Genomic DNA, 23964 nt, shown 5'->3' with positions numbered 1-23964 from the left:
CGCCGGGCGAGAAAACAGGACTGAGTGGGACAGATGTCACAAACGCCAATCGAATTCAAAGGTAGCAGTTTTACCCTGTCTGTTGTTCATCTGCACCATCCCGAACCTGACGTGATCCGCAAGGCACTTCAGGACAAAATCGATCAGGCGCCCGCTTTTTTAAAAAATGCGCCGGTGGTACTTAACGTGGCGGCGCTGAGCGGCAACGTCAACTGGAAACAGCTGCAGCAGGCGATTGCCGCCACCGGCCTGCGCATCGTCGGCGTCAGCGGCTGCAAAGACGAGGCGCTGAAGCGCATGATCGCCCGCGCCGGCCTGCCGGTGCTGGCGGAAGGCAAAGAGAGCAAGCCGCGCAGCGAAGCGCCCGCGCCTGAGGCGCAGCCCGTGGTACCCGCTGAGCCGCCGGCCAGCAAAACGCGCATTGTCACTACGCCGGTGCGTTCCGGCCAGCAGATTTACGCGCGCAATGCTGACTTAATCGTTACCAACAGCGTAAGCGCCGGTGCCGAACTGGTGGCCGACGGCAATATTCATATTTACGGCATGATGCGAGGACGCGCGCTGGCAGGCGCCGGCGGCGACCGCAACAGCCAGATTTTTTGCACCAACCTGGCAGCAGAGTTGGTCTCTATCGCCGGTGAGTACTGGATCATGGATCAAATCCCGGCGGAATTTTTTGGTAAAGCCGCGCGCCTCAGCCTCGAAGAGGGCGCGCTGACTATCCAGACACTTAATTAGGCCCCTTTTCTTCTGTTAAGGAAATCAACATTTATGGCACGCATTATTGTAGTTACATCCGGTAAAGGGGGCGTTGGCAAGACCACGTCAAGCGCGGCCATCGCCACCGGTTTAGCGCAAAAAGGCAAAAAGACGGTTGTCATCGACTTCGACATTGGTCTGCGTAACCTGGATCTGATCATGGGGTGCGAGCGCCGCGTGGTGTACGACTTTGTTAACGTTATTCAGGGCGACGCCACGCTGAATCAGGCGCTGATCAAAGACAAGCGCACCGAGATGCTGCATATTCTGCCCGCTTCCCAGACGCGCGACAAAGACGCGCTCACCCGCGAAGGCGTGGAAAAAGTGCTGAACGACCTGGCGGCGATGGATTTCGACTTTATCGTCTGCGACTCCCCGGCGGGGATCGAAACCGGCGCGCTGATGGCGCTCTACTTTGCTGACGAAGCGATTATCACCACCAACCCGGAAGTCTCGTCGGTGCGCGACTCCGACCGCATTCTCGGCATTATCGCCTCTAAGTCGCGCCGCGCCGAGAACAGCCAGGAGCCGGTGAAAGAACATCTGCTGTTGACCCGTTATAACCCTGGCCGCGTCAATCGTGGCGATATGCTGAGCATGGAAGACGTGCTGGAGATCCTGCGTATTCCGCTGGTGGGCGTTATTCCGGAAGATCAGTCGGTGCTGCGCGCCTCTAACCAGGGCGAGCCAGTGATCCTCGACACGAATTCCGACGCCGGCAAAGCCTATGCTGATACCGTAGATCGCTTACTCGGTGAAGAACGCCCCTTCCGCTTTATTGAAGAAGAGAAGAAGGGTTTCCTGAAACGCCTGTTCGGGGGATAAACCATGGCATTACTCGATTTCTTTTTATCCCGGAAGAAGAACACTGCCAACATAGCCAAGGAAAGGCTGCAGATTATCGTGGCAGAACGCAGAAGGGGCGACAGTGAGCCCCACTATCTTCCGCAGCTTAAGCGCGACATTCTGGAAGTGATTTGCAAGTATGTGAAGATCGATCCCGATATGGTCACCGTTCAGCTTGACCAGAAAGGCGACGACATTTCTATTCTGGAGCTTAACGTCACGCTGCCGGAGACGGAAGAAGCGACCAAATGACCGCGTCCGTTTCCTGATATTCCCCTGCTTCAGAGCAGGGGAATGTTTTTGCGTCAGATCTGCGACAGAATCGCTTCGATGCGGGTTTTGAACAGATCGCCGCGCCAGCCTGCCAGTAGCTCCGGCACGCGCGTTTGCGGTTTTAGCCCCCAGTGCTGGCTCAGCACCTGGTTAATCTGACGGCGCGACGCCAGCAGCTCCTGACTAAAGCCGCTCTCCTCGCTTACCTCCTGCACCAGCGCCTTGATCGCTTTGAACACGCTTTTGTAGTGCGGATGATCCACCAGGTTGCCCAGCGGCGGCGGCAGTGCCTCTTCCGGCAGCGCCTGCGCCTCAGCCACCAGCGCCACCAGGGTTTTGCCGTGGAAGCGGATCTCATGGCCGGAAAGGCCCAGGTGATCCAGCTCACCCAGCGAACCCGGCATAAAGCGCGCCACTTTCCACAGGTTCTCTTCACGCACCACGAAGTTTACCGCCATATCTTTTTCGCGCGCGACGTTGAGGCGCCAGGCGGCGAGCAGCTGCAGCGCCGCCAGCTGACGCGGACGCAGCTGCCAGGCGTTGGTGATATCGCGCCAGGCCTCCTGCGGCTGCAGCACGTCGAGGCGACGCTGGCAAAGCTGATCGCACTCGCTAAGCGCCGCGGCCATATTGCCCGCCTCTTCGGTCATCGCCATCAGCTGATGGGCGATCGGCAGCAGATAGTGCACGTCGGCCGCCGCATAGTCGCACTGACGCTGCGTCAGCGGACGCGCCAGCCAGTCGGTGCGCGATTCGCTCTTATCCAGCGTGGTCTGGGTGAAGTGCGCCACCATGGCGGCGAAGCCCCACGACAGCGGCTGGCCGCTAAAGGCCGCCAGAATCTGTGTATCGATCATCGGCTGCGGCAGCACGCCGAAACGGTGCAGGAAAACCTCGAGATCTTCGCCGCCGGCGTGCAGAAACTTTTTCACCTGGGTGTCGCTCAGCAGCGCGATAAAAGGCGACCAGTCGCTGATGGTAAGCGGATCGATCAGCACCAGCTGCTCGCCATCAAACAGCTGGATCAGCCCCAGCTGCGGATAGTAGGTGCGGGTGCGGACAAATTCGGTATCCAGCGCCACAGCCGCATGCTGGCGAGCCTGCTGGCACACGGCGGCCAGTTGGTCATTTTGGTCGATCAGGGAATAATTCAAATCGCTTTTTCACCGCGACAGACTGCGCGCGGCGCTCCATCTCATCATCAATAAAAACGCCGGACGTCGCCGGCGTTCAACCAGAAATCTGGCCTGCGTTCAGCTTGCGCTGCGCCTGGCCTCGTCACGCAGTTCGCGTCGCAGGATTTTCCCTACGTTGCTTTTCGGCAACTCGTCGCGGAACTCGATTATTTTGGGGACCTTATAACCCGTCAGCTGTCGGCGGCAGTGGTCGAGCAGCTCCTCTTTGGTCAGGGACGCCTCTTTTTTCACCACGCAGACCTTGACCGCCTCGCCCGACAGATCGCTCGGCACGCCAATCGCCGCCGCCTCGCGCACCTTGGGATGCTGCATTAAAACATCTTCAATCTCATTGGGATAGACGTTAAAGCCTGAGACGAGGATCATATCTTTTTTGCGGTCGACGATACGGATAAAGCCTTGAGGGTCAACGGTAACAATATCGCCGCTGAGGAGCCAGCCATTTTTCAGCACCTCTTCGGTGGCCTCCTGGCGCTGCCAGTAGCCCGCCATCACCTGCGGCCCGCGGATCCAGAGTTCGCCCGGCGCGCCAGGCGCGGCGTCGTTACCCTCGTCGTCGACGATACGCACATCGGTCGAGGGCACCGGCAGGCCGATGCTGCCGGTGTGCTCGGTGATGTCATAGGGGTTGACCGACACCAGCGGCGAGCACTCGGTCAGGCCATACCCTTCCAGCAAATAGTGGCCGGTGAGCTTTTCCCAGCGCTCCGCCACCGCTTTCTGCACCGCCATACCGCCGCCTGCCGAAAGGCGCAGGGTGGAAAAGTCGAGCTTATGAAACTGCGGCTCGTTGAGCAGCGCATTGAACAGGGTATTGACGCCGGTAATAGCGGTGAAGGGAAACTTCGCCAGCGACTTCACAAAGCCGGGAATATCGCGCGGGTTGGTAATCAGCAGATTTTGCCCGCCCAGTTCAAGAAACAGCAGGCAGTTCACCGTTAGCGCAAAGATATGATAGAGCGGCAGCGCGGTGACCACCGCCTCTTTGCCGTCGCGCAGCAGTTTGCCGTAGGTCGCCTTGGTCTGTTCGAGGTTGGCCTGCATATTGCGATGGGTCAGCATGGCGCCTTTGGCGACGCCGGTGGTGCCGCCGGTGTACTGCAGAAAAGCGAGGTCATCATTGGTGACGTTAGGGCGCTGATAGCGCAGCGTTTCGCCCTGTTGCAGCGCCTGACGCAGGGTGACCGCGCCGGGCAGATGATACTTCGGCACCATCTTTTTGATGTACTTCACCACGAAATTTACCAGCGTCGCCTTCACCGGCTTAAGCTGATCGCCGAGCCGCGTCAGGATCACATGCTTTACCGCCGTTTCCGCCACCACTTTTTCAAGGGTATGGGCGAAGTTGGAGACGATAACGATGGCGCTGGCGCCGCTGTCGTTGAGCTGATGCTTGAGTTCGCGCGGCGTATAGAGCGGATTGACGTTGACCACCACCATGCCGGCGCGCAGCACGCCGAACAGCGCCACGGGATACTGCAGCAGATTAGGCATCATCAGCGCGACGCGATCGCCCTTTTTCAGCCCCAGCCCAGACTGCAGCCAGGCGGCGAAGGCGCGGCTTTTTTGCTCCAGCTGACGATAGGTAATCGGCTGCCCCATATTGATAAAGGCGGGTTGGTCAGCATAGCGCTGTGCGGCCTGTTCAAACAAATCGACCAAAGAGGTATAACGATCCGCATTAATCTCGGCGGGCACATCAGCCGGATAGCGTTTCAGCCAGACCTTATTCAAGGGTTCACCTCGATATTCATGTTGTTTTTCCATTGCTGCCTCAACCCATTCAGCCTGTTAACAATATTTTAACTCATTGTACCAGTCTGCCCGATCCGGCATGCTGAGGTTGCGAAGCGCATCACTAATTTTTCCACCCGCTTATTCGCGGCAATAAAAAGCCCGGTCGCGGCAGCCGCGGCCGGGCCTGAATCTGGTTAATAACGGCTTATTCGGTCAGGATAGTTTCCACCTGCGCCGGTCCGCTGCTCATGCCCCAGTAGGGATTGGGTCCCCAGTAGCCGGGATGGTGACGCGTCGGGCCATACCAGATATAGGGATCGATGGGCTGCGGCGGCGTGTTGATCTGCTGGGTCAGATGCCAGCGCTGGTAGCCGCGCACGTCCACCACCACAAAGTTGTAGCTCGCCGCGCCGATGGTGCCCTTCTCGGTGCCGCGAATGGTGCCCAGCACGGTGACATACTGGTTACTGACGTCGGTGGGATCGACGAAGTTGTTAATGTCAGCGTAGATGCGCCCGACCGAAGCGGCCCCTAAGCGCGGACGCGCGCTCTCGTCCAGCGGCTGGGTGGCGATCTCCAGCCGGGTTTTGCCGTTGAGATTAGTCACCTTGACCACTTTGCCGCCGAAACGCGACTCCTGACCGACAAACAGCGCCGGATCGTTCATCACGCGCACTAAATCCTGCTGAGGAAGCGCAGAGCTTCCTTTGATCGCATCCGGCACCGTGACGCAGCCGCTCAGCAACAGCGCGCAGGCTAACAACATACCGGACAGACCTTTTTGACACACTGACATAGGCATTCTCCTAAAAGATGTTGATTAGACTGGCGCCAGAGCAATAAGTTGCGCCGCGATCAGCGGCCCGGCAACTTTTTCCACGTCACTTCATTGCGCAGGTAGGTCGGCTCGGCATGCTCCGGCGCCACGGTGTCGCCGCGCTGCCAGGCCTGCTGCGCCAGCGGCAGCATATCTTCCGCCGTGGGCAGCTCGACGCCGCTCGCTCTGAGCGTCAGCGCGTGGCCCTGCTGCAACTGCGGCCAGGCCTGCCAGCCGGTGCCGGCGGTAAACCATTCCCCTTCCAGCGCCTGCATGCGCGCCAGCGCCGCCTCCGGCGACAGCACGCTTTCGCTCGCCTCGCCCTGCCAGACGCCCTGCTCGTCGCGCTGATACTCTGCCCAGTAGACTTCGCCCATGCGCGCGTCGATGGCCGTCAGCACGCGCGTGGCGCCCTGCTGACGGAACGCGCCCTGCGCCAGCGTCGCCAGCGTCGAGATGCCGATCATCGGCAGCATGGCGCCGAGCGCCAGGCCCTGCGCAATGCCGATGCCGATGCGCACGCCGGTAAAGCTGCCGGGACCGCGGCCGAACGCCAGCGCGTCGAGCGCCGTCAGCTCCAGCTGCTGCGCCTGCAGCAGCGCCTCGATAAACGGCAGAATGCGCTGCGTGTGGTCGCGCGGCGCGATTTCAAAACGGGCGTCGATCTGCTGCTGATTAAGCAGCGCGGCTGAACAGGCTTCTGTCGCAGTGTCCAGCGCCAGGATTCGGGAAGACATAACAACCTCGGGTGATTTTAAACGGCGCGCATGGTAGCACAGCCAGTGGAAAATTACTTTTTCGCTTGCTGCGTGAAGGCGATGGCGCGGGCCAGATCGCGGGTGCGCGGCGTCGGCGGCAGGCTGTTTAAAAACAGCGCGCCATAGGGACGCGACACCAGCCGCTGATCGCAAATTACCAGCACGCCGCGATCGTCGGTGTCGCGGATCAGGCGTCCTACACCCTGCTTCAGGGTAATCACCGCATCCGGCAGCTGCACGTCGCTGAAGGGATCGCCGCCGCGCAGGCGACAATCTTCCATGCGCGCTTTAAGCAGCGGATCTTCCGGCGAGGTAAACGGCAGCTTGTCGATGATCACCAGCGACAGCGCGTCGCCGCGCACGTCGACGCCCTCCCAGAAGCTGCTGGTCGCCACCAGCAGCGCGTTGCCCGCCTCGATAAACTGCTTCAGCAGCTGGCCTTTGCTGGTTTCGCCCTGCACCAGCACCGGCAGCGTCATGCTGGCGCGAAACTCTGCCGCCAGCTCGCGCATCATCAGGTGTGAGGTGCAGAGAAAGAAACAGCGTCCTTTATTAGCGTCGATCAGCGGCTTCATCATGCGCGCCAGCTGACGCGCGCCGCCGGGGCGATTCGGTTCCGGCAGGTTGCGCGGCACGCAGAGCAGCGCCTGACGCGCGTAGTCAAACGGACTGTTGAGGATCAGGGTTTTCGCCGTGCTGACGCCGAGCCGATCGGCGAAGTGGCTCATCTCTTCGTCGACCGCCAGCGTGGCAGAGGTGAAAATCCACGCCGCTTTGCGCGCGTCCATCACCTCGCGAAAGCGTTCCGACACCGAAAGCGGCGTCAGAGCGAGGGTAAAATGGCGCGAGGTGCATTCATACCAGTAGCTGAAGCCCGGCTCATTGACGGCGCGCAGCCGCTTGAGGCGCCCGCGGTAGAGCGCGGCGCGCTCAAAGGCCGCGTCAAGCAGCGCCGAACGTCCCAGCGACAGCTTGATGACGTCGTAGCAGAGTTCCAGCGCGTCATCAAGCAGCGTAAACATGCGCTGGATGTTGTTGTCGGCGAAGAGTTCGCGCAGGTTGCCGCGATAGCCCGGCTCGCCCAGCGTCAGGCGAAAATCCTGCGCGCACTGCGCGAGGCGATCCGCCGATTTTTGCAGCTGCTGTACGTCGCGCACCTCGGTGCGGTAGGCGATGGCGATATCCTTTGCCAGATCGAGCAGCTGGCGGCTGGAGAGCTGTTGGCCGAAATACTGGCTGGCGATATCGGGGATCTGATGCGCCTCGTCGAAGATCATCACGTCAGCTTCGGGGATCAGCTCGGCAAAGCCGCTCTCTTTCACCACCAGATCGGCCAGAAACAGATGATGGTTTACCACCACCACGTCGGCGTCCATCGCGCGCTTGCGCGCCTTGACCACAAAGCAGTCTTTATAAAGCGGACAGTCGCTGCCGAGGCAGTTGTCGTTGGTGCTGGTGACCAGCGGCCAGATGGGGCTGTCTTCGGTGACGCCGCCGCAGCTGCTGATATCGCCGTCAACGGTTTGCGACGACCAGCCGCGCAGGGTGACCAGATCGCCCAGCGCCTGAGCGTTGAGATCGCCGCCCGCCATCGACTGCTGTTCCAGCCGCTCAAGACAGAGATAGTTGGAGCGCCCCTTCAGCAGGGCGGTTTTACCGGTAAAGTTCAGCGCTTTTGCGATGGTCGGCAAATCGCGGCCATACAGCTGATCCTGCAGCGCTTTCGATCCGGTGGAAACAATCACTTTTTTTCCGGCGCGCAGCGCCGGGGCAAGATAGGCGTAGGTTTTACCCGTCCCGGTTCCCGCCTCTACCACCAGCTCGCCGCCGCTCTTCACAGCCTCTTCTACCGCCTGCGCCATTTCACGCTGCGCCTCGCGCGGCTTAAAGCCGCTAATCGCCTGCGCCAGCGCGCCATCTACTGCAAAATCGTCCGCCACACTTCCTCACCCGTTTCGGCAAAAACACTGTAATTATGTCAGTATTCCACGCCCCACTCCACAACTGATGACAGCACCTCCCCTGTTGTGCCAGGCTATCGGCTGGAAAAATAAGGAGAAACCATGACGATTACCCGTATCGATCCGGAACACCGTATGTCGGAAGCCGTTATTCACAACGACACCGTCTACTACACCAGCGTGCCGGAGAACCTCGACGCTGACGCTGAAGCGCAGACCGCCAACGCGCTGGCGGTGATCGACGCCCTGCTGACGCGCGTCGGCTCAGACAAGAGCAAGATCCTCGACGCGACGATTTTTCTGGTGGAGAAAGCGGATTTCGCGGCGATGAACCGCGCGTGGGACGCCTGGGTGTCGCCCGGCAACGCGCCGGTGCGCTGCACCGTTCAGGCCGGGCTGATGAACCCGAAATATAAGGTGGAGATTAAAATTATCGCGGCGCTGTAGTCGCCGCGCCGGGCCTCAGGCCTCATCTTCATCTTCAAAGCGCGCCCGGATCTGCTCGCCTTTGTGCGTCTGGCGGATCTCCTGCGCCACCTGGGCAATCGCCTCTCCGCTGGAGAGGCCGCCCGCCATCAGCTCCTGAATGCGTTCCACCGCCTGCTGCTGCTGTTCGTGGGAAAGTGCCGGTAAACCTGTAAACATAATTCACTCCTGGTTGCGAGGCCGGCATTATTCCATGCGGAACAAAGAGGTGCCAGCCGGGAAAAAATATGGCAGGCTAGCGCCCTCACTGCTGTCAGATTTTTGCCGGATCATGGTCTCAACGCTCAGTCTACACTATACGCGGGATGCGCTCAGCGCGCGTTTCGCCCCGATATCGCACCTGCCCTGGGCGATGCTGCTCACGTCCGGCCATGCCGACCATGCAGATAACCGCTTCGACATTCTCACCGCCGATCCGCGCGCCACGCTGGTCACCGAGGGCGATGTCACCATTCTTGAGGCGGACGGCGAGACGCTGCGCTCAGACGAGGACCCGCTGCGGCTGGTGCAGCAGCAGTGCGACGCGCTCGGCCTGCGCCCGGTTGCCCGCGACGATTTGCCGTTTCAGGGCGGCGCGCTCGGCCTGTTCGGCTACGATCTTGGCCGCCGCTTTGAACGCGTGCCGCAGCAGGCGGCGGACGATCTCACCACGCCGGATATGGCGGTCGGCCTCTACGACTGGGCGCTGATCGCCGATCACCATCTGCAGCGCCTGACGCTGGTGTCGCTGGGCGACGCGCAGGCGCGGCTGCGCTGGCTACAGCAGTGGCCGACGCGCAACGCCGCGCCCTTCTCGCTCACCAGCGCCTGGCAATCCAACCTGAGCTACAGCGACTACGCCGCGCGCTTTCACGCGGTGCAGGCCTATATTCAGGCGGGCGACTGCTATCAGGTCAACCTGGCGCAGCGCTTTCAGGCGCACTATCAGGGTGATGAGTGGCAGGCGTTCTGCCGACTCAACGCGGCGAACCGCGCGCCGTTCAGCGCCTTTTTGCGCCTGCCTGACAGCGCCATCCTCAGCCTGTCGCCGGAACGCTTTCTGTCGCTGAAAGGCGATGAGATCGAAACCCGGCCGATCAAGGGCACGCGGCCGCGCGCCGCTGATGCCGATCTCGACCGGCTGGAGGCGCTGGCGCTGGCGCAGTCGGAGAAAGATCGCGCCGAGAATCTGATGATTGTCGATCTGCTGCGCAACGATATCGGCCGCGTCGCCGTGCCGGGCTCGGTCAGCGTGCCGCAGCTGTTCGTGGTAGAGCCTTTTCCGGCGGTGCACCATCTGGTCAGCACGGTGCGGGCGCGTCTGCCGGCCGAGCTGCACGCCAGCGATCTGCTGCGCGCCTGCTTTCCCGGCGGATCCATTACCGGCGCGCCGAAAATTCGCGCCATGGCGATCATTGACGAGCTGGAGCCGCACCGTCGCAACGCCTGGTGCGGCAGCATCGGCTATCTCAGCCTGTGCGGCCGTATGGACACCAGCATTACCATCCGCACGCTGATCGCGGAGCGGCAGCAGCTGTTCTGCGCGGCGGGCGGCGGCGTGGTGGCCGACAGCGAGCTGGACGCCGAATATCAGGAAACGCTGCATAAAGTCAGCCGCATTCTGCCTGCGCTGGCTGGAGACGTGACATGAACCCGCTGACGCTCGACGACTTTCTGACCCGCTTTATCCTGCTGCAGCCGGAAAAACCGCAGCGGTCGCCCGTTGGCCGTCAGGCGGCGGTGCTGGTGCCGATCGTCGCGCGTGAGACGCCGGGCCTGCTGCTGACGCGCCGCTCGCGTGAGCTGCGCAAGCACGCCGGCCAGGTCGCCTTCCCTGGCGGCATGCAGGACGCGAGCGACGCTTCGCTTATCGCCACCGCGCTGCGCGAGGCGCAGGAAGAGGTCGGCATCGATCCCTGTCAGGTAAAGGTGATCGGCCAGCTCGCGCCGGTGACCAGCAGCACCGGCTTCCGCGTCACGCCGGTGGTCGGCGTCATTGCACCGGATATCGCGCTGCACATTAATCCCGACGAGGTGGAGAGCGCCTTTGAGATGCCGCTGGAAGAGGCGCTGCGCCTTAACCGCTACGCCGAGCTGGAGGTGCATCGTGCCGGGCTGCGTCATCCTGTCTGGCTCTCGGTTTACCAGGAGTATCTGGTCTGGGGCATGACGGCGGGCATTATCCGTTCCCTCAGTGAGCAAATCGCGTTCTGACGCCCGCTTTTCCCCGCCTTTCCGCCGCAAAACAGGCTGCTGCTCTCCGTGGCGAAAGATAACTATTTCTCGCGCGAACGATTAGTTTATTTCATGCGAAAAGGCGCTCATTTCCCCGGGTCGACGATTACTATTAGCGCCATAAACTGCCCCGGCAGAGAAAAAAATTTTTTGTGAGGAGTGTCGCCTGTGATTAGCGTTTTTGACATGTTCAAAGTGGGCATCGGCCCGTCGAGTTCCCACACGGTGGGTCCGATGAAAGCAGGCAAAGAATTTGTCGATCTGCTGGCTGAACAGGGAAAACTTCAGCAGGTGACACGCATCGCCGTGGATGTCTACGGCTCGCTTTCGCTGACCGGCAAAGGCCACCATACCGATATCGCCATTATTATGGGGCTGGCGGGCGCGTCGCCGGCCACGGTGGATATCGACGCCATTCCCGCTTTTATCAAAGATGTCGAGCAGCGCGAACGGCTGCTGCTGGCGAACGGCGCCCATGAAGTCGATTTCCCGCGCGAAGGCGGCATGGTATTCCGCAGCGAAAACCTCTCTCTGCATGAGAACGGCATGCGCCTGCTCGCCTTTGCGGGCGACCTGCTGATCTTAAGCAAAACCTACTACTCTGTCGGCGGCGGCTTTATCGTCGACGAAGAGCACTTTGGCCAGTCGGCGCTGGATGAAGTGAGCGTGCCCTGGCCGTTCCACTCCGCCAAAGAGCTGCTGGCGCACTGCCGCGAAACCGGCCTGTCCCTCTCCGGCCTGGTGATGAAGAACGAGCTGGCGCTTCACTCGCGCGACGAGATCCGCGACTACTTTACCGACGTCTGGCAGACCATGCAGGCCTGTATCGATCGCGGCCTTAATACCGAAGGCGTGCTGCCGGGTCCGCTGCGCGTGCCGCGCCGCGCCGCGTCGCTGCGCCGTCTGCTCACCTCATCGTCGAAACACTCCAACGATCCAATGAACGTCATCGACTGGATCAATATGTTCGCGCTGGCGGTGAACGAAGAGAACGCCGCCGGCGGCCGCGTCGTCACCGCACCGACCAACGGCGCCTGCGGCATCGTGCCGGCGGTGCTCGCCTATTACGATCACTTTATCGAAAGCGTCACGCCCGATATTTTTATCCGCTATTTCCTCGCCTCGGGCGCGATTGGCATTCTCTATAAGATGAACGCCTCTATCTCCGGCGCGGAAGTCGGCTGTCAGGGCGAAGTCGGCGTGGCCTGTTCCATGGCCGCCGCCGGGCTGGCCGAACTGCTGGGCGCCAGCCCGGAGCAGGTGTGCGTCGCGGCGGAAATCGGCATGGAGCATAACCTCGGCCTGACCTGCGATCCGGTCGCCGGCCAGGTGCAGGTGCCCTGCATTGAACGCAACGCCATCGCCTCGGTGAAGGCGATCAACGCCGCGCGTATGGCGCTGCGCCGCACCAGCGAGCCACGCGTCTCGCTCGATAAAGTGATTGAGACCATGTATGAGACCGGCAAAGATATGAACGCCAAATACCGCGAAACCTCGCGCGGCGGTCTGGCGATTAAAGTTCAGTGCGACTAATCAGAGTCAGCGGCGTCGACCCGCTGCCGTCAGGCCTGGCTCATAACGGCGATTAACGGTAGAGTAATGTTTCGCGTGACCTTTTCAGGTCGCGCGATTTTTTCAGTAGCGCTTTTTTTTCTGAAGCATGGCTAAACCTTAACAGGGCCATGCCGATAACAACCCCGTTATCCTTGCTTTTATTTGGTCTGTGGAAGGTGGTTACTGATGCTTTTGGCCCAGCAATATGTTGGACAGTTTCGCCGTAAGCGACTGCTTATCGCGTTGGTGATCGCCGTTGTGGTTTTGATGTTGACGCTGGCTTTCCGCTTTTTTGAAGAGAAATCGCGCATTGAGCAGCAGTCGCTCGATTTTGCCGATAGCGCCATTCAGCGCTTTGACCGCATGTTTTCGCCGCTTGACGTTTCAGCCAACAATACGCTCGGTCTGGTGGGCGTGCCCTGCCAGGACGTGCGCTTTCCGCTGATCGAAAAAATCTCCGCGCTGCAGACGGTGCGCGCCATTCTGCTGGTGGAAAACGACACCATCTACTGCTCCAGCATTTACGGCCCGCGCGCCATTCCCTTTAGTCAGACCTATCCCGAGCTGGCGATCAATAACCAGCGCATGATGCTGGCGACCGACAACTATCTGCTGAAGGGGTCGCCGATCCTGCTGCTCTGGACGCCTAAATCGCTTGATAACCGCTCCGGCATTTTGCAGGTGATCAATATTGAGCTGATGAGCACCTATCTGCTGGAGCCGCAGCTGCCGTGGGTAGAGCGCGCCATTTTTAACGTTGGCGGCGAGAGCCTGGAGTATGGCAATCCGCTGATTGAGCCGACGGCGCCCTCGGAAGACGAAGTGAGCTACGATCAGGCCTCGCTGCGCTATCCCTTTACCATTACGCTGTATGGCCCGTCGCCGGCGCGGCTCGCGCTGTCGACTCTGCCGTCGCAGCTGCCGCTGGCGCTGCTGCTGAGCCTGCTGATCGGCTATATCGTCTGGCTGGCAACGGCGAATCGCATGAGCCTGAGCTGGCAGATCAGCTACGGCATCACCGCGAATGAATTTATGGTCTATTGTCAGCCGCTGATCAATGCGCAGAGCGGCGACTGCGACGGCATTGAGCTGCTGTTGCGCTGGCATAACGCGCGCCAGGGCTGGATCCCGCCCGACGTTTTTATTCCGCTGGCTGAGCGAGAGAACCTGATTGCGCCGCTGACGCGCTTTGTCATTGATAAAGCGGTGGCGCAGCTGCCGAATCTGCCGCGCTGTCCTTCGTTCCATATCGCCATTAACGTCGCCGCCAGCCACTTTCGCGATCGCGCTATCGTTGAGGATTTGCAGCAGCTGTGGTGGCCGGCGAATCCGCTGCCGAAGCTGGTGGTGGAGCTGACGGAGCGTGACGCGCTGCCGGTAGTGGATCAGAAGGTGATTTCGCAGCTGCACAGCATCGGCGTGCGGCTGGCCATCGACGACTTCGGCACCGGCCACAGCTCGCTCTCCTATCTGAAGGATTTGCAGCCGGACGTGCTGAAGATTGACAAGATTTTCACCGCCGCAATCGGCACCGACGCGATTAACGCCACCGTCACCGATATGGTGATCTCGCTGGCGCAGCGTCTGAATATCAGCCTGGTGGCGGAAGGCGTGGAAACCGCCGAGCAGGCTGACTACCTGCGCGAGCGCGGCGTCGATCTGCTGCAGGGCTATTTTTACGCGCGGCCGATGCCGATTGAGGACTTCCCCGCCTGGCTGGCGCAGCATCAGGCGCGGCTGACCCCGTAATAAAAAACGGCGCAAATGCGCCGTTTAGCTTGCCTGTAAGAGCGGATACCTGCGTGGATGAGATGGCCCGATCGCAAAGTCGCTTTACGCATCCTTGCTCGCTCGGCCCGCAGATACGCACCTCTTCCCTGAGGTGCGCCCGTAAACGGGCCAACGCACCGCGTTGTTCAAAAACGCTCCCGGCGTTTTTGTCCCTGTTGCGGGACGCTTTGCTCTTCGGCCCATCTCACCCACGCGTTAAACAGCATCCTCGTCTGTTTGATAAACCCGCCGCAGATTCAGATTGATTACTGCTCCTCTTCCTCATCCTCGTGCGGCTTATCTTTCGTGACGCGCACCAGGTCGACGCGATAGTCGGTCGCCTGCAGAATGGTAAAGTGCAGCGGCGGCAGGTCGATCACCTCGCCCGGCAGCGGCAGCTGCCCTTTCTGACCAATCAGCAAACCGGCCAGCGAGGCGTGATCCTCCTCCGGATCTACCAGATCGTTGACGTCGAACAGCTGCTGCAGCGAATGCAGGTCGGTGCCGCCCTTGACGATCCAGCCGTCGCCGTCGGCAATGATATCCGGGGTTTCATCCTCGTCCGGGAACTCGCCGGCAATCGCTTCCAGCACGTCCAGCGGCGTAATCAGCCCCTGCACCACGCCGAACTCGTTGGTGACGATAACAAAGCTGCCTTTGGCGCGGCGCAGCACGCCGAGCAGATTAATCGGGTCCAGGGTTTCCGGCACCACGATAGCGGGCGAACGCGCAGCAAAGGTGGCGACGTCCATGCCGTGCTCGATCGCCACCAGCAGCTCTTTGGCGCGCACCACGCCGACGATCTCGTCCAGCTCGCCGCGACAGACCGGGAACAGGCTGTGCGGCGTGTCCAGCAGCTGGATGCGGATCTCATCCAGCGGACGCGCCACGTCCACCCAGGAGATATCGCCGCGCGGCGTCATGATGCTGCGGATAGAGCGCGACGCCAGCGTTAGCACGCCGTTGATCATGTAGCGCTCTTCATCTTTAAACGCCTCCTGCGGCATCGCCTGCGTCAGCGGCGACTCTTCGCTGATGGCAGGCTGCGCCGCGCGCTGGCGTCCGCCCATCAGGCGCAGGATCGCCTCGGCGGTGCGCTCGCGCATCGGACGATGCGCCTGATGACGCATAAAGTTGCGGCGCGCGATCTGGTTAAACAGCTCAATAAGAATTGAGAAGCCGATCGCCGCGTAGAGATAGCCTTTCGGAATATGAAAGCCAAAGCCTTCCGCCACCAGCGACAGGCCGATCATCAGCAGGAAGCTGAGGCAGAGCACCACCACCGTCGGATGCGCGTTGACGAAGTTGGTCAGCGGCTTCGAGGCGAGCAGCATCACGCCCATCGCAATCACCACCGCCGTCATCATAATCGGCAGATGGTTAACCATGCCGACCGCCGTGATCACCGCATCAAGGGAAAAGACCGCGTCCAGCACCACAATCTGCGTCACCACCGCCCAGAAACTGGCGTAGCTGCGGTTGCCCTGATGCTCAAGCTGGCGGTTCTCCAGCCGCTCGTGCAGCTCCATCGTCGCCTTAAACAGCAGGAACACCCCGCCCACCAGCAAGATCAAATCACGCCCGGCAAAGCTAAACTCGCCTACGCTAAATAACGGGCGCGTCAGCGTCACCATCCAGGAGATCAGCGACAGCAGGCCCAGACGCATTACCAGCGCCAGCGACAGGCCGATCAGGCGCGCCTTGTCACGCTGCTTCGGCGGCAGCTTGTCAGCCAGAATGGCGATAAACACCAGGTTGTCGATGCCCAGGACGATTTCCAGTACGACAAGCGTTAATAAACCAGCCCAGATTGAGGGGTCGAAGAGAAATTCCATTACAGACTCCAGAATGAGAGACAGATTGAACGATATCGTGCCAGCGTCTGAGGACGTGACAGAAAGGCAATCGGGTGAACTACGGGAACGCCGTCAGGCGTGAGAGAAGGCGCGGATGCGCGCATCAAAGTGGTTAAGCGACGTCGGTGACGATCCATAAAGGTGGGCTGAAACCCGTTACTCCTGAGTAATAAACAGATCGTTAATGTAACAGCCCAGTAAATTACGTCAAAAAATTTTCTTTCATTTACAAATGATTCAACGGTTACACCATAGTAATAATGCGATGTAGCGATTCAGCCGTCGGATTACTGACGACCGTCACATAAATTATTTTTTCGCGCACTAAAATAAATCGCGACTGACTGTTCTACATAAAACGTCTTGAGAATACCCCATCTATACAGATGATTTGCCTACGCTTGTCCAGGGATAACCGTAGCGATAACTCATAACGGTTCGTCGACTCCAGACGAATCTCTTTAGCGAACGGAGGTAGCAAGTGACCATTGCGATAGTAATTGGTACACACGGCTGGGCAGCCGAGCAACTGCTTAAAACCGCAGAGATGCTGTTGGGCGAGCAGGAGAACGTCGGATGGATCGACTTTGTGCCCGGCGAGAATGCAGAAACGCTTATTGAAAAATATCAGGCGCAGCTGGCGCAGCTCGATACGTCGAAAGGCGCGCTGTTTTTGGTCGACACCTGGGGAGGCAGTCCCTTTAACGCGGCCAGCCGCGTGGTGCTGGACAAAGAGAATTACGATGTTATCGCCGGGGTTAATATTCCGATGCTGGTGGAAACCCTGATGGCGCGCGACGACGACCCCACCTTCGCTGAGCTGGTCGCCATCGCGGTGGAAACCGGCCGCGAAGGGGTAAAAGCGCAGAAAACCCAGCTTGCTCCACCGCCCGCGCCGGCCGCCGCCCCTGCCGCGCCCGCTCCGGCGCAGCCCGCCACCCCGCTCGCGCCGGGCGAACATATGAAAATCGGCCTGGCGCGTATCGACGACCGTCTGATCCATGGCCAGGTGGCGACGCGCTGGACCAAAGAGACCAACGTCACGCGCATTATCGTCGTCAGCGACGAAGTGGCGAAAGATCATGTGCGCAAAACCCTGCTGACGCAGGTGGCGCCGCCCGGCGTCACCGCGCACGTGGTGGACGTCGACAAGATGGTGCGCGTCTGGAACAACCCGAAATATGGCCGCGACCGCGTGATGCTGCTGTTTACCAATCCCACCGACGTGCTGCGCGTGGTGGAACAGGGCGTCGACATTAAGTCGGTCAACATTGGCGGCATGGCGTTTCGCCAGGGAAAAACCCAGGTCAACAACGCCGTTTCGGTCGATGAAAAGGATATTGCCGCCTTCCGCAAGCTTAACGAGCGCCACATTGAGCTGGAAGTGCGTAAGGTGTCAAACGATCCAAAACTGAAAATGATGGACCTGATCGCGAAGGTCAACGCGTAAAAAGCCGCCAGCTGCGCCTGCGGGCCAGTTAACGCTATCCTCCTGAGGAGAAGGGATATGATGGAAATAACCTCGCTACAAATCATCCTGATATTTATCGTCGCCTGTATTGCGGGTATGGGGTCGATTCTGGATGAGTTTCAGTTTCACCGTCCGCTGGTGGCCTGTACCCTGATCGGCGCCGTGCTCGGCGATATGAAAACCGGCATTATCATTGGCGGCACGCTGGAGATGATCGCGCTGGGCTGGATGAACATCGGCGCCGCCGTGGCGCCCGATGCGGCACTCGCCTCAATCATCTCCACCATACTGGTTATCGCTGGCGGACAGAGCGTCGGTGCGGGTATCGCGCTGGCGATCCCGCTGGCAGCGGCAGGCCAGGTGCTGACGATTATCGTGCGCACCATTACCGTCGCCTTCCAGCACGCAGCCGATAAGGCGGCGGAAAAAGGCAACCTGACAGCGATTTCGTGGATCCACGTCTCGGCGCTGGTGCTGCAGGCGATGCGTATCGCCATTCCGGCGCTGATCGTGGCGATTTCCGTTGGCACCAGCGCGGTGCACAGCCTGCTCAGCTCGATCCCGGAAGTCGTGACCAACGGCCTGAATATCGCAGGCGGCATGATCGTCGTGGTCGGTTACGCCATGGTCATCAACATGATGCGCGCCGGCTATCTGATGCCGTTCTTCTACCTCGGCTTCGTCACCGCGGCGTTCACTAGCTTCAACCTGGTGGCGCTGGGCGTCATCGGCGTGGTGATGGCGGTGCTCTATATCCAGCTGGCGCCGAAATATAACCGTGTGGCGGGTGCGCCAGCGGCTGGCCCGGCCAATAACGATCTCGACAACGAACTCGACTAAGGAACAGGTGACAACATGGTTGATACAACGACAACGCCAAAAAAACTCACTGCTGGCGATATTCGCGGCGTGTTTCTGCGGTCGAATCTGTTTCAGGGTTCATGGAACTTCGAACGTATGCAGGCGCTGGGCTTCTGTTTCTCGATGGTGCCGGTGATCCGCCGCCTCTATCCGGAAAACAACGAGGCGCGCCGTCAGGCGATAAAGCGCCACCTGGAGTTCTTCAATACCCATCCCTACGTGGCCGCGCCGGTACTGGGCGTCACCATGGCGATGGAAGAGCAGCGCGCCAACGGCGCGGCGATCGACGATGCCGCCATCAACGGCATTAAAGTGGGGCTGATGGGGCCGCTGGCTGGCGTCGGCGACCCGATTTTCTGGGGAACCGTGCGTCCGGTTTTCGCCGCGCTCGGCGCCGGCATCGCCATGAGCGGCAGCCTGCTCGGACCACTGCTGTTCTTTGTGCTGTTTAACCTGGCGCGCCTGCTGACCCGCTATTACGGCGTGGCCTACGGCTATCGTAAAGGGATCGATATCGTCAGCGACATGGGCGGCGGCTTCCTGCAGAAACTGACAGAGGGGGCGTCGATTCTCGGCCTGTTTGTCATGGGCGCGCTGGTGAACAAGTGGACGCACGTCAACATCCCGCTGGTGGTGTCGCGCATTACCGATCAGACCGGGAAAACCACCGTCACCACGGTGCAGACCATCCTCGATCAGCTGATGCCGGGCATCGTGCCGCTGTTGCTCACCTTCGCCTGTATGTGGCTGCTGCGGCGCAAGGTCAACGCGCTGTGGATTATCGTCGGCTTCTTCGTCATCGGTATCTTCGGCTACTGGATCGGCCTGCTGGGCCTGTAGTTCCCTTGCCGGGCGCGCCGCGCCCGGCCTCTTCCCCGCCGCATCGCACCAGGAGCACTGGATGACACTCACGGACAGCCTCATCGCGCTCTGCATCGCCGCGCTGCTGCTTTTTGCACTCTATAACGACCTTATCCTGCCGCGCCGCAAAGGGCCGACGCGTTTAAGCGTGGCGCTGCGACGCAGACACAAGATCGACAGCCTGATATTTATCGGGCTGCTGCTGATTTTGCTGTGGAATAACGTAACGCATCAGGGGCCGCAGCTGACCACCACGCTGCTGATGGTGCTCCTCTTCCTCGCCTTCTGGCTGTTCTGGCTGCGGCGCCCCACGCTGCTGATGAAGGGCGAAGGACTTTTCTATGGCGGCGTCTGGATAGCGTATGACCGCATTCAGGGTCTGAATCTCTCCGAGGATGGCATTCTGGTGATGCAGCTGGAGCAGCGCCGCCTGCTGATCGCCGTGCAGCAGCTTGACGATCTGGAACGCATCTATCACCAACTGGTGGACGCGCGTTAGTCGCGACGCCACACCGTCAGACGGAAATCGGCGTCGCAGTCAAAGGTCTTCGACGCCTGCAGCTCGCCCCACACGGAAGGTTTGGCGCGCCAGGCGAAAGGCGTCATCTGCAGCAGCGTCGCCGCCGCCTCGCCGCTCAGCTGCATACCGTAGCGCAGCGACTGCTGCGTCTCTTCGCTAAATCCGCTGTAGCGCTTCTCTTCCGGCGCATGCAGCTGTACCTCGCGGTAGATTAGCGCCTTAAACTGCTGCAGATGATGCGCGCCGGGCGTGACGGTAAGCAGCACGCCGCCGGGCTTGATCACGCGCGTCAGCTCCGCTTCATTACAGGGCGCGTAGATGCGCACTACCGCGTCCAGCGAGGCGTCGGCAAAGGGCAGGCGCTGGCTGGACGCGACGCAAAACTGCACTTCAGGATAGCGCTTCGCCGCCAGACGGATAGCGTTTTTGGCGATGTCGAGCCCGTAGACCTGCGCGCCGAGCGCGCTGAGCGCCGCGGTGTAATAGCCCTCACCGCAGCCGATATCGAGTAGCGCGCCCGCCTCGCGCAGCCTGTCGCGCAGCAGCGTCACCACGCCGTCGCGTAGCGGCTGATAGTGGCCCGCCTGCAGAAATTCGCGCCGCGCCTGCATCATCTCCGCGCTGTCGCCCGGCTCGCGCGAGCCTTTATGCTGAACGGGCAACAAATTGAGATAGCCCTCTTTCGCCTGATCGAACTGATGGCGGTTTTCACAGCGCCAGCTGCGGTTTTCGGGCTGCAAAGAGCGTTGACAGAGGGGGCAAATCAGCAACATACGGACTCCATTATCACGAGCGCCGCAGTGTACTCCGTTCGCGCTCTTATCGAAAGCGCAAAGAAAAAGCCCCGGTCAGATGACCAGGGCTTTACGGATTCGTTTTCAGTGGTGCATGGCACCGAGCTGGCACGAAATCAGATAGCGGTTACGTTGACTGCAGCCGGGCCTTTCTGGCCGTCCTGAATTTCGAACTCAACGCTTTGGCCTTCAGCCAGGGTTTTGAAACCGTTGCCCTGGATAGCGGAGAAGTGTACGAACACGTCTTTGCTACCGTCAGCTGGGGTAATAAAACCAAAACCTTTAGACTCGTTGAACCACTTAACCTGACCTTTAATCTTTGCCATTTTGCAAATTCCTTAGAGTGTTTATTTTGCCCGAAGGCAGACCTACAGAGAAACCAGAGACGTTACTGAATGAGGCACTAATTAAGGTTCGGCAAGGAAGCGGTATTCAACGTCAACGTTTTTACTCGTAACTTCTTTACTGAAGATGCCATACATAAACAGAACTGTACCTCGTTTGACCCACGAATTGTTATCACATATCCGCAAATTAATGGCAAGGCATTTTTAATCGGTGCCGGACGCGCTGCACAAAATTTGCAAAGAGGAGACACACTTTGTTCATTCTGGTACATAAGCTGAGCATGCCGTAGCCGAAAAAAACCTGCTCATCAACCTGCTGATGAGGAGAATAACGTAGCGGATTACCGCGCCTTCGTCCAACCTTATTCACTGTAACGGGCTAATATACAGCAAGATTATTGCAATTCTATGGCATTGACTTTCCCTAAGCGAAACCGCAAAAGCGAAACGACGCATTTTTTATCCGGTTTTCTTCCCGCCATCCCTCTTTTCGCTGGCACCGTTAATTAATACTTTTGCACCAAAATCAGGAAAATAAAATTTAGCCTTGCCCCAATTAAAAGCAGAGTGGTGCTTATTAGTTATTACCATTTATTCTTTGATCCTGAATAAAAGATCAATTGAAATCCCCGGGCCACCCAGGGATAACCCGCGCGCTTTAGGAATTTTCCTGGGTTATATTCTGCAAGGCTCGGCTCTCTCCTATTCTCCATGCCGCAAAGCGGCCATTATCTTCACCGCTGCGCTGGATGGCGCGCGATAATTCCGCGGGCGGCTCATCGAGCGATTCGTCTGCCAGCTCGAACACGCCCCAGTGGATCGGCAGCGTCAAAGGCTGACCCATTACGCGCCATAATGAGACCGCATGGTCGGGATCCATATGGCTGCTCTGCATGAACCATTTCGGTGCATAGGCGCCGATGGGCAGCGCCGCCAGATTGAATGGACCGAGCCGGCGCGGGATCTCCGCCAGATTTTCGGAAAAACCGCTGTCGCCGGAGAACCAGAAATTGAGCGTCTGGCTGCGCACCACCCAGCCGCACCACAGCGAGCGGTTGCGATCGTAGAGCGTGCGCATGCTCCAGTGACGCGCCGGCACGGCGGTCAGCGACAGCTCCTCTTGCTCCAGACTTTGCCACCAGTCGAGCTGGCGCACATGCCGCGCACCGCGTCGGGTAAACCAGCCCTGCAGCCCCAGCGGCACCACAAAGGTGACGTCGGGAAAGCGGCGGATAATGCGCCTGACGGTTGCGGAATCGAGATGGTCGTAGTGATTATGGGAGATCAGCACGTAGTCGAGGCGCGGCAGATCGTGGATGCGCAGCGGCGGCGGGGTTTTGCGTTTCGGACCGGCAAAAGGCAACGGCGAGGCGCGGGTTGAGAGCGCCGGATCGATCAGCAGATAGCGCTGGCTAAGGCGCAGCAGCATCGCCGCATGGCCTAGCCACCAGACGCGATCGTCAACGCCAGAGAGATCGGCGCGCTGCCACCAGCGCGTCTGAAAATCGTCATAGCCCGCCTGCGGCGGAAAAGGCAGCCCCGCTGCTTTGCGCTCTTTGCGCCAGCGGTCGAGATCGCCCGGCTGGCGCGGATCGGGCTCCAGATTACGGAATCCCTCTGGCGTGTGATGCGCTTTGCTGCCGTCGTACCAGGGATTTTGCCAGGCCATGCTGCCTCCTTGCGGATGGGATAACGGTTAACGTTCCGGGATCAGGCGAATGAAATCGCGCTTCTCTTCCTGCTGCTGCTCTGTTTGCTCGCCGTGCTGCGTGTCGACCAGCCGACGCAGCAGCGCATTCTGCTTTTTCTGCTCCTCCAGCAGCTGGTTCAGCAGCGCGATCTGCTCGCTGGCGCGGACGCTGGCCCGGTTAACAAAAAACCAGGCGATAAACGCCACAATAATGATGATCGCCAGCACGCCATAGTTAAACAGCGGATCAGAGGTTGCGGCTAATTCGTTCATAACTGCCTCAAAAACGTAAAAAAATCGATGGCACGATTCTACCCGTTGCGGGCGCGGCTGGCGAGGCTGCGCGGCGCATTGCAGAATTCCCTGAATCTCCGGCTTTCGGCAATCTCCGATCGCGTCAGGATACAAAGCGCGGCAAGCTGTTAATATTACGGGCGGCAGCAAACAGTGGACAGCTGCGTTATGTATCACATGGAGACAAAATGAAACTCTTTATCCGGGCGATCGTTCTGCTCGCCGTTATCTGGATCGCCATGCTGTTTACCGGCTACGGCGTGCTGGCCGGCAGCAATAAAAACGCGGCGGGTCTGGGCCTGCAGTGCAGCTATCTGACCGCGCGCGGCCTGATTACCGCGCAGTACCTGCATACTGACAGCGGCGTGATCGGCGTGACGGATTGTCCGCTGCTGAAGAAGAGCGGCGAGGTGATCGACAACTAAGAGAAGCGGGCAGCGGCCTAATGCTTGTCAGTTATGCTTGTCAGTTATGCACGGGGTGATCACGCAGTCTGGGGCCGCTCAGGGGCGGGCGGTCCTCGCGCCGCTGACGCGGTACCTTCACGCCATTCGTCTGCCTGACGGACCGGTGGGGATGGAACCTCCCTGTTCCAGCCCCACCTTTCGCCCGCTTCCCTGCGGGCTCTCCTGGCAGACTCACTCTGTTCAGCGCTGCGAAATGCCCGCCCCTGAGCGGTACCAGCCTGCTGGCCAGCTTCCGTGTGCGCTGCGGGAAAAGAACGGCGGCGTTTTTCCTGCTGCAAAGGGCACCCTGTCTGAGGCCACAGCGCCTCCTCTGCTGTAGAGGGCTATTCGCAGCGCTGAGGCGGAAACGTTGTGCCAGGAGCCGGTCGCAGGGATGCGACCGGCAGTTCGGGTAGGCCTGGATGGCCGTACCCGAACGGTCCGTCCGGCACG

The 23964-nt window shown here is 59.9% G+C and carries 26 protein-coding genes; 13 read left to right on the top strand and 13 right to left on the bottom strand.

The window, feature by feature from the left end; translation table 11 throughout:
* The first annotated feature begins 33 nt into the window (after positions 1-33).
* From minC to minE, 3 genes are read left to right on the top strand one after another with little or no spacing between them, the layout of a single operon-like run.
* Positions 34-738 carry a septum site-determining protein MinC gene (gene minC / locus B2J69_RS22660; protein WP_081142599.1) on the top strand — a complete coding sequence of 235 codons (705 nt, stop codon included), beginning with the start codon at positions 34-36 and terminating at the stop codon, positions 736-738.
* A 33-nt stretch (positions 739-771) separates the two neighbouring features.
* Complete coding sequence (gene minD, locus B2J69_RS22655; protein WP_033746633.1) at positions 772-1584, top strand: septum site-determining protein MinD; 813 nt, start codon at positions 772-774, stop codon at positions 1582-1584.
* Between the two features lie 3 nt (positions 1585-1587).
* On the top strand, positions 1588-1857 hold the full coding sequence (minE, locus tag B2J69_RS22650) for a cell division topological specificity factor MinE (RefSeq protein ID WP_081142598.1): 270 nt from the start codon (positions 1588-1590) through the stop codon (positions 1855-1857).
* Between the two features lie 53 nt (positions 1858-1910).
* On the opposite strand, the gene rnd is transcribed toward minE, so the two are convergent.
* The 5 genes from rnd to B2J69_RS22625 form a co-directional block, all read right to left on the bottom strand.
* The gene (gene rnd / locus B2J69_RS22645) at positions 1911-3032 is read right to left on the bottom strand and encodes a ribonuclease D (RefSeq protein WP_081142597.1); all 1122 of its coding nucleotides are present in this window, start codon (positions 3030-3032) and stop codon (positions 1911-1913) included.
* 99 nt (positions 3033-3131) lie between these two features.
* Positions 3132-4808 (bottom strand): long-chain-fatty-acid--CoA ligase FadD, encoded by a 1677-nt coding sequence (gene fadD / locus B2J69_RS22640; RefSeq protein WP_143806333.1) that lies wholly within the window; start codon positions 4806-4808, stop codon positions 3132-3134.
* A 208-nt stretch (positions 4809-5016) separates the two neighbouring features.
* The gene (locus tag B2J69_RS22635; protein WP_081142594.1) at positions 5017-5607 is read right to left on the bottom strand and encodes a Slp family lipoprotein; all 591 of its coding nucleotides are present in this window, start codon (positions 5605-5607) and stop codon (positions 5017-5019) included.
* 59 nt (positions 5608-5666) lie between these two features.
* Positions 5667-6365 carry a tRNA (adenosine(37)-N6)-threonylcarbamoyltransferase complex dimerization subunit type 1 TsaB gene (gene tsaB / locus B2J69_RS22630; RefSeq protein WP_081142592.1) on the bottom strand — a complete coding sequence of 233 codons (699 nt, stop codon included), beginning with the start codon at positions 6363-6365 and terminating at the stop codon, positions 5667-5669.
* Positions 6366-6418: 53 nt separating this feature from the next.
* The gene (locus B2J69_RS22625) at positions 6419-8326 is read right to left on the bottom strand and encodes an ATP-dependent DNA helicase (protein ID WP_081142590.1); all 1908 of its coding nucleotides are present in this window, start codon (positions 8324-8326) and stop codon (positions 6419-6421) included.
* Between the two features lie 123 nt (positions 8327-8449).
* Here B2J69_RS22625 and B2J69_RS22620 point away from each other — a divergent pair, with 123 nt between their 5' ends.
* The gene (locus B2J69_RS22620) at positions 8450-8794 is read left to right on the top strand and encodes a RidA family protein (protein WP_081142588.1); all 345 of its coding nucleotides are present in this window, start codon (positions 8450-8452) and stop codon (positions 8792-8794) included.
* Between the two features lie 15 nt (positions 8795-8809).
* Here B2J69_RS22620 and B2J69_RS22615 read toward each other — a convergent pair whose 3' ends face one another.
* On the bottom strand, positions 8810-8992 hold the full coding sequence (locus B2J69_RS22615; RefSeq protein WP_081142586.1) for a YoaH family protein: 183 nt from the start codon (positions 8990-8992) through the stop codon (positions 8810-8812).
* Between the two features lie 109 nt (positions 8993-9101).
* Here B2J69_RS22615 and pabB point away from each other — a divergent pair, with 109 nt between their 5' ends.
* From pabB to B2J69_RS22595, 4 genes are all read left to right on the top strand, one after another.
* Positions 9102-10463 carry an aminodeoxychorismate synthase component 1 gene (gene pabB / locus B2J69_RS22610; protein ID WP_081142648.1) on the top strand — a complete coding sequence of 454 codons (1362 nt, stop codon included), beginning with the start codon at positions 9102-9104 and terminating at the stop codon, positions 10461-10463.
* Entirely contained in the window at positions 10460-11026 is a 567-nt protein-coding gene (locus tag B2J69_RS22605) for a CoA pyrophosphatase (RefSeq protein ID WP_081142584.1), read from the top strand. The genes pabB and B2J69_RS22605 overlap by 4 nt, the downstream gene beginning before the upstream one ends.
* Before the next feature lie 189 nt (positions 11027-11215).
* Positions 11216-12580 carry an L-serine ammonia-lyase gene (locus B2J69_RS22600; protein WP_081142582.1) on the top strand — a complete coding sequence of 455 codons (1365 nt, stop codon included), beginning with the start codon at positions 11216-11218 and terminating at the stop codon, positions 12578-12580.
* A gap of 207 nt (positions 12581-12787) precedes the next feature.
* Positions 12788-14350 carry an EAL domain-containing protein gene (locus tag B2J69_RS22595; RefSeq protein WP_081142580.1) on the top strand — a complete coding sequence of 521 codons (1563 nt, stop codon included), beginning with the start codon at positions 12788-12790 and terminating at the stop codon, positions 14348-14350.
* Positions 14351-14637: 287 nt separating this feature from the next.
* Here B2J69_RS22595 and B2J69_RS22590 read toward each other — a convergent pair whose 3' ends face one another.
* Entirely contained in the window at positions 14638-16206 is a 1569-nt protein-coding gene (locus B2J69_RS22590; RefSeq protein ID WP_081142578.1) for a TerC family protein, read from the bottom strand.
* Positions 16207-16708: 502 nt separating this feature from the next.
* On the opposite strand from B2J69_RS22590, the gene manX reads away from it, so the two are divergent.
* From manX to B2J69_RS22570, 4 genes are all read left to right on the top strand, one after another.
* Complete coding sequence (gene manX, locus B2J69_RS22585; protein ID WP_081142576.1) at positions 16709-17677, top strand: PTS mannose transporter subunit IIAB; 969 nt, start codon at positions 16709-16711, stop codon at positions 17675-17677.
* A gap of 60 nt (positions 17678-17737) precedes the next feature.
* Complete coding sequence (locus tag B2J69_RS22580; protein WP_033747932.1) at positions 17738-18538, top strand: PTS mannose/fructose/sorbose transporter subunit IIC; 801 nt, start codon at positions 17738-17740, stop codon at positions 18536-18538.
* Between the two features lie 15 nt (positions 18539-18553).
* Positions 18554-19399 (top strand): PTS mannose transporter subunit IID, encoded by an 846-nt coding sequence (locus B2J69_RS22575; RefSeq protein ID WP_081142574.1) that lies wholly within the window; start codon positions 18554-18556, stop codon positions 19397-19399.
* Positions 19400-19460: 61 nt separating this feature from the next.
* On the top strand, positions 19461-19919 hold the full coding sequence (locus tag B2J69_RS22570; RefSeq protein ID WP_081142572.1) for a DUF986 family protein: 459 nt from the start codon (positions 19461-19463) through the stop codon (positions 19917-19919).
* Here the strand turns inward: B2J69_RS22570 and rlmA are convergent.
* The 6 genes from rlmA to B2J69_RS22550 form a co-directional block, all read right to left on the bottom strand.
* Positions 19916-20713 (bottom strand): 23S rRNA (guanine(745)-N(1))-methyltransferase, encoded by a 798-nt coding sequence (gene rlmA, locus B2J69_RS22565; RefSeq protein ID WP_081142569.1) that lies wholly within the window; start codon positions 20711-20713, stop codon positions 19916-19918. The two genes, B2J69_RS22570 and rlmA, sit on opposite strands and share 4 nt — an antisense overlap.
* A 137-nt stretch (positions 20714-20850) precedes the next feature.
* Complete coding sequence (cspE, locus tag B2J69_RS22560) at positions 20851-21060, bottom strand: transcription antiterminator/RNA stability regulator CspE (protein WP_003852684.1); 210 nt, start codon at positions 21058-21060, stop codon at positions 20851-20853.
* 81 nt (positions 21061-21141) lie between these two features.
* Positions 21142-21216, bottom strand: a complete 75-nt coding sequence (locus B2J69_RS24430) for a DUF2627 domain-containing protein (protein ID WP_370661853.1) — start codon at positions 21214-21216, stop codon at positions 21142-21144.
* Between the two features lie 324 nt (positions 21217-21540).
* Positions 21541-21672 (bottom strand): hypothetical protein, encoded by a 132-nt coding sequence (locus tag B2J69_RS24460; RefSeq protein ID WP_256461759.1) that lies wholly within the window; start codon positions 21670-21672, stop codon positions 21541-21543.
* Positions 21673-21739: 67 nt separating this feature from the next.
* Positions 21740-22750: an MBL fold metallo-hydrolase gene (locus B2J69_RS22555; RefSeq protein WP_081142564.1), complete on the bottom strand. Its 1011-nt coding sequence runs from the start codon at positions 22748-22750 to the stop codon at positions 21740-21742.
* A gap of 27 nt (positions 22751-22777) precedes the next feature.
* Positions 22778-23044, bottom strand: coding sequence for a YebO family protein (locus B2J69_RS22550; protein ID WP_081142560.1), 267 nt, complete (start codon positions 23042-23044; stop codon positions 22778-22780).
* A gap of 209 nt (positions 23045-23253) precedes the next feature.
* Between B2J69_RS22550 and B2J69_RS22545 the strand changes: the two genes are divergently transcribed.
* The gene (locus B2J69_RS22545; RefSeq protein ID WP_081142557.1) at positions 23254-23490 is read left to right on the top strand and encodes a YobH family protein; all 237 of its coding nucleotides are present in this window, start codon (positions 23254-23256) and stop codon (positions 23488-23490) included.
* Positions 23491-23964: the final 474 nt, after the last annotated feature.

It is taken from the genome of Pantoea latae (assembly GCF_002077695.1).
In the GTDB taxonomy this organism is placed as follows: domain Bacteria; phylum Pseudomonadota; class Gammaproteobacteria; order Enterobacterales; family Enterobacteriaceae; genus Pantoea; species Pantoea latae.
Note: the sequence above shows the minus strand (reverse complement) of the source record. Positions and strands in the feature narration are given on the sequence as shown.

What these genes read in the sequence shown, in the direction of transcription:
- minC (WP_081142599.1), top strand. Translation starts at nt 34, where the DNA reads ATGTCACAAACGCCAATCGAATTCAAAGGTAGCAGTTTTACCCTGTCT.
- minD (WP_033746633.1), top strand. Translation starts at nt 772, where the DNA reads ATGGCACGCATTATTGTAGTTACATCCGGTAAAGGGGGCGTTGGCAAG.
- minE (WP_081142598.1), top strand. Translation starts at nt 1,588, where the DNA reads ATGGCATTACTCGATTTCTTTTTATCCCGGAAGAAGAACACTGCCAAC.
- B2J69_RS22635 (WP_081142594.1), bottom strand. Translation starts at nt 5,607, where the DNA reads ATGTCAGTGTGTCAAAAAGGTCTGTCCGGTATGTTGTTAGCCTGCGCG.
- tsaB (WP_081142592.1), bottom strand. Translation starts at nt 6,365, where the DNA reads ATGTCTTCCCGAATCCTGGCGCTGGACACTGCGACAGAAGCCTGTTCA.
- B2J69_RS22620 (WP_081142588.1), top strand. Translation starts at nt 8,450, where the DNA reads ATGACGATTACCCGTATCGATCCGGAACACCGTATGTCGGAAGCCGTT.
- B2J69_RS22615 (WP_081142586.1), bottom strand. Translation starts at nt 8,992, where the DNA reads ATGTTTACAGGTTTACCGGCACTTTCCCACGAACAGCAGCAGCAGGCG.
- B2J69_RS22605 (WP_081142584.1), top strand. Translation starts at nt 10,460, where the DNA reads ATGAACCCGCTGACGCTCGACGACTTTCTGACCCGCTTTATCCTGCTG.
- B2J69_RS22595 (WP_081142580.1), top strand. Translation starts at nt 12,788, where the DNA reads ATGCTTTTGGCCCAGCAATATGTTGGACAGTTTCGCCGTAAGCGACTG.
- B2J69_RS22590 (WP_081142578.1), bottom strand. Translation starts at nt 16,206, where the DNA reads ATGGAATTTCTCTTCGACCCCTCAATCTGGGCTGGTTTATTAACGCTT.
- B2J69_RS22580 (WP_033747932.1), top strand. Translation starts at nt 17,738, where the DNA reads ATGGAAATAACCTCGCTACAAATCATCCTGATATTTATCGTCGCCTGT.
- B2J69_RS22575 (WP_081142574.1), top strand. Translation starts at nt 18,554, where the DNA reads ATGGTTGATACAACGACAACGCCAAAAAAACTCACTGCTGGCGATATT.
- B2J69_RS22570 (WP_081142572.1), top strand. Translation starts at nt 19,461, where the DNA reads ATGACACTCACGGACAGCCTCATCGCGCTCTGCATCGCCGCGCTGCTG.
- rlmA (WP_081142569.1), bottom strand. Translation starts at nt 20,713, where the DNA reads ATGTTGCTGATTTGCCCCCTCTGTCAACGCTCTTTGCAGCCCGAAAAC.
- cspE (WP_003852684.1), bottom strand. Translation starts at nt 21,060, where the DNA reads ATGGCAAAGATTAAAGGTCAGGTTAAGTGGTTCAACGAGTCTAAAGGT.
- B2J69_RS24460 (WP_256461759.1), bottom strand. Translation starts at nt 21,672, where the DNA reads ATGGTAATAACTAATAAGCACCACTCTGCTTTTAATTGGGGCAAGGCT.
- B2J69_RS22555 (WP_081142564.1), bottom strand. Translation starts at nt 22,750, where the DNA reads ATGGCCTGGCAAAATCCCTGGTACGACGGCAGCAAAGCGCATCACACG.
- B2J69_RS22550 (WP_081142560.1), bottom strand. Translation starts at nt 23,044, where the DNA reads ATGAACGAATTAGCCGCAACCTCTGATCCGCTGTTTAACTATGGCGTG.
- B2J69_RS22545 (WP_081142557.1), top strand. Translation starts at nt 23,254, where the DNA reads ATGAAACTCTTTATCCGGGCGATCGTTCTGCTCGCCGTTATCTGGATC.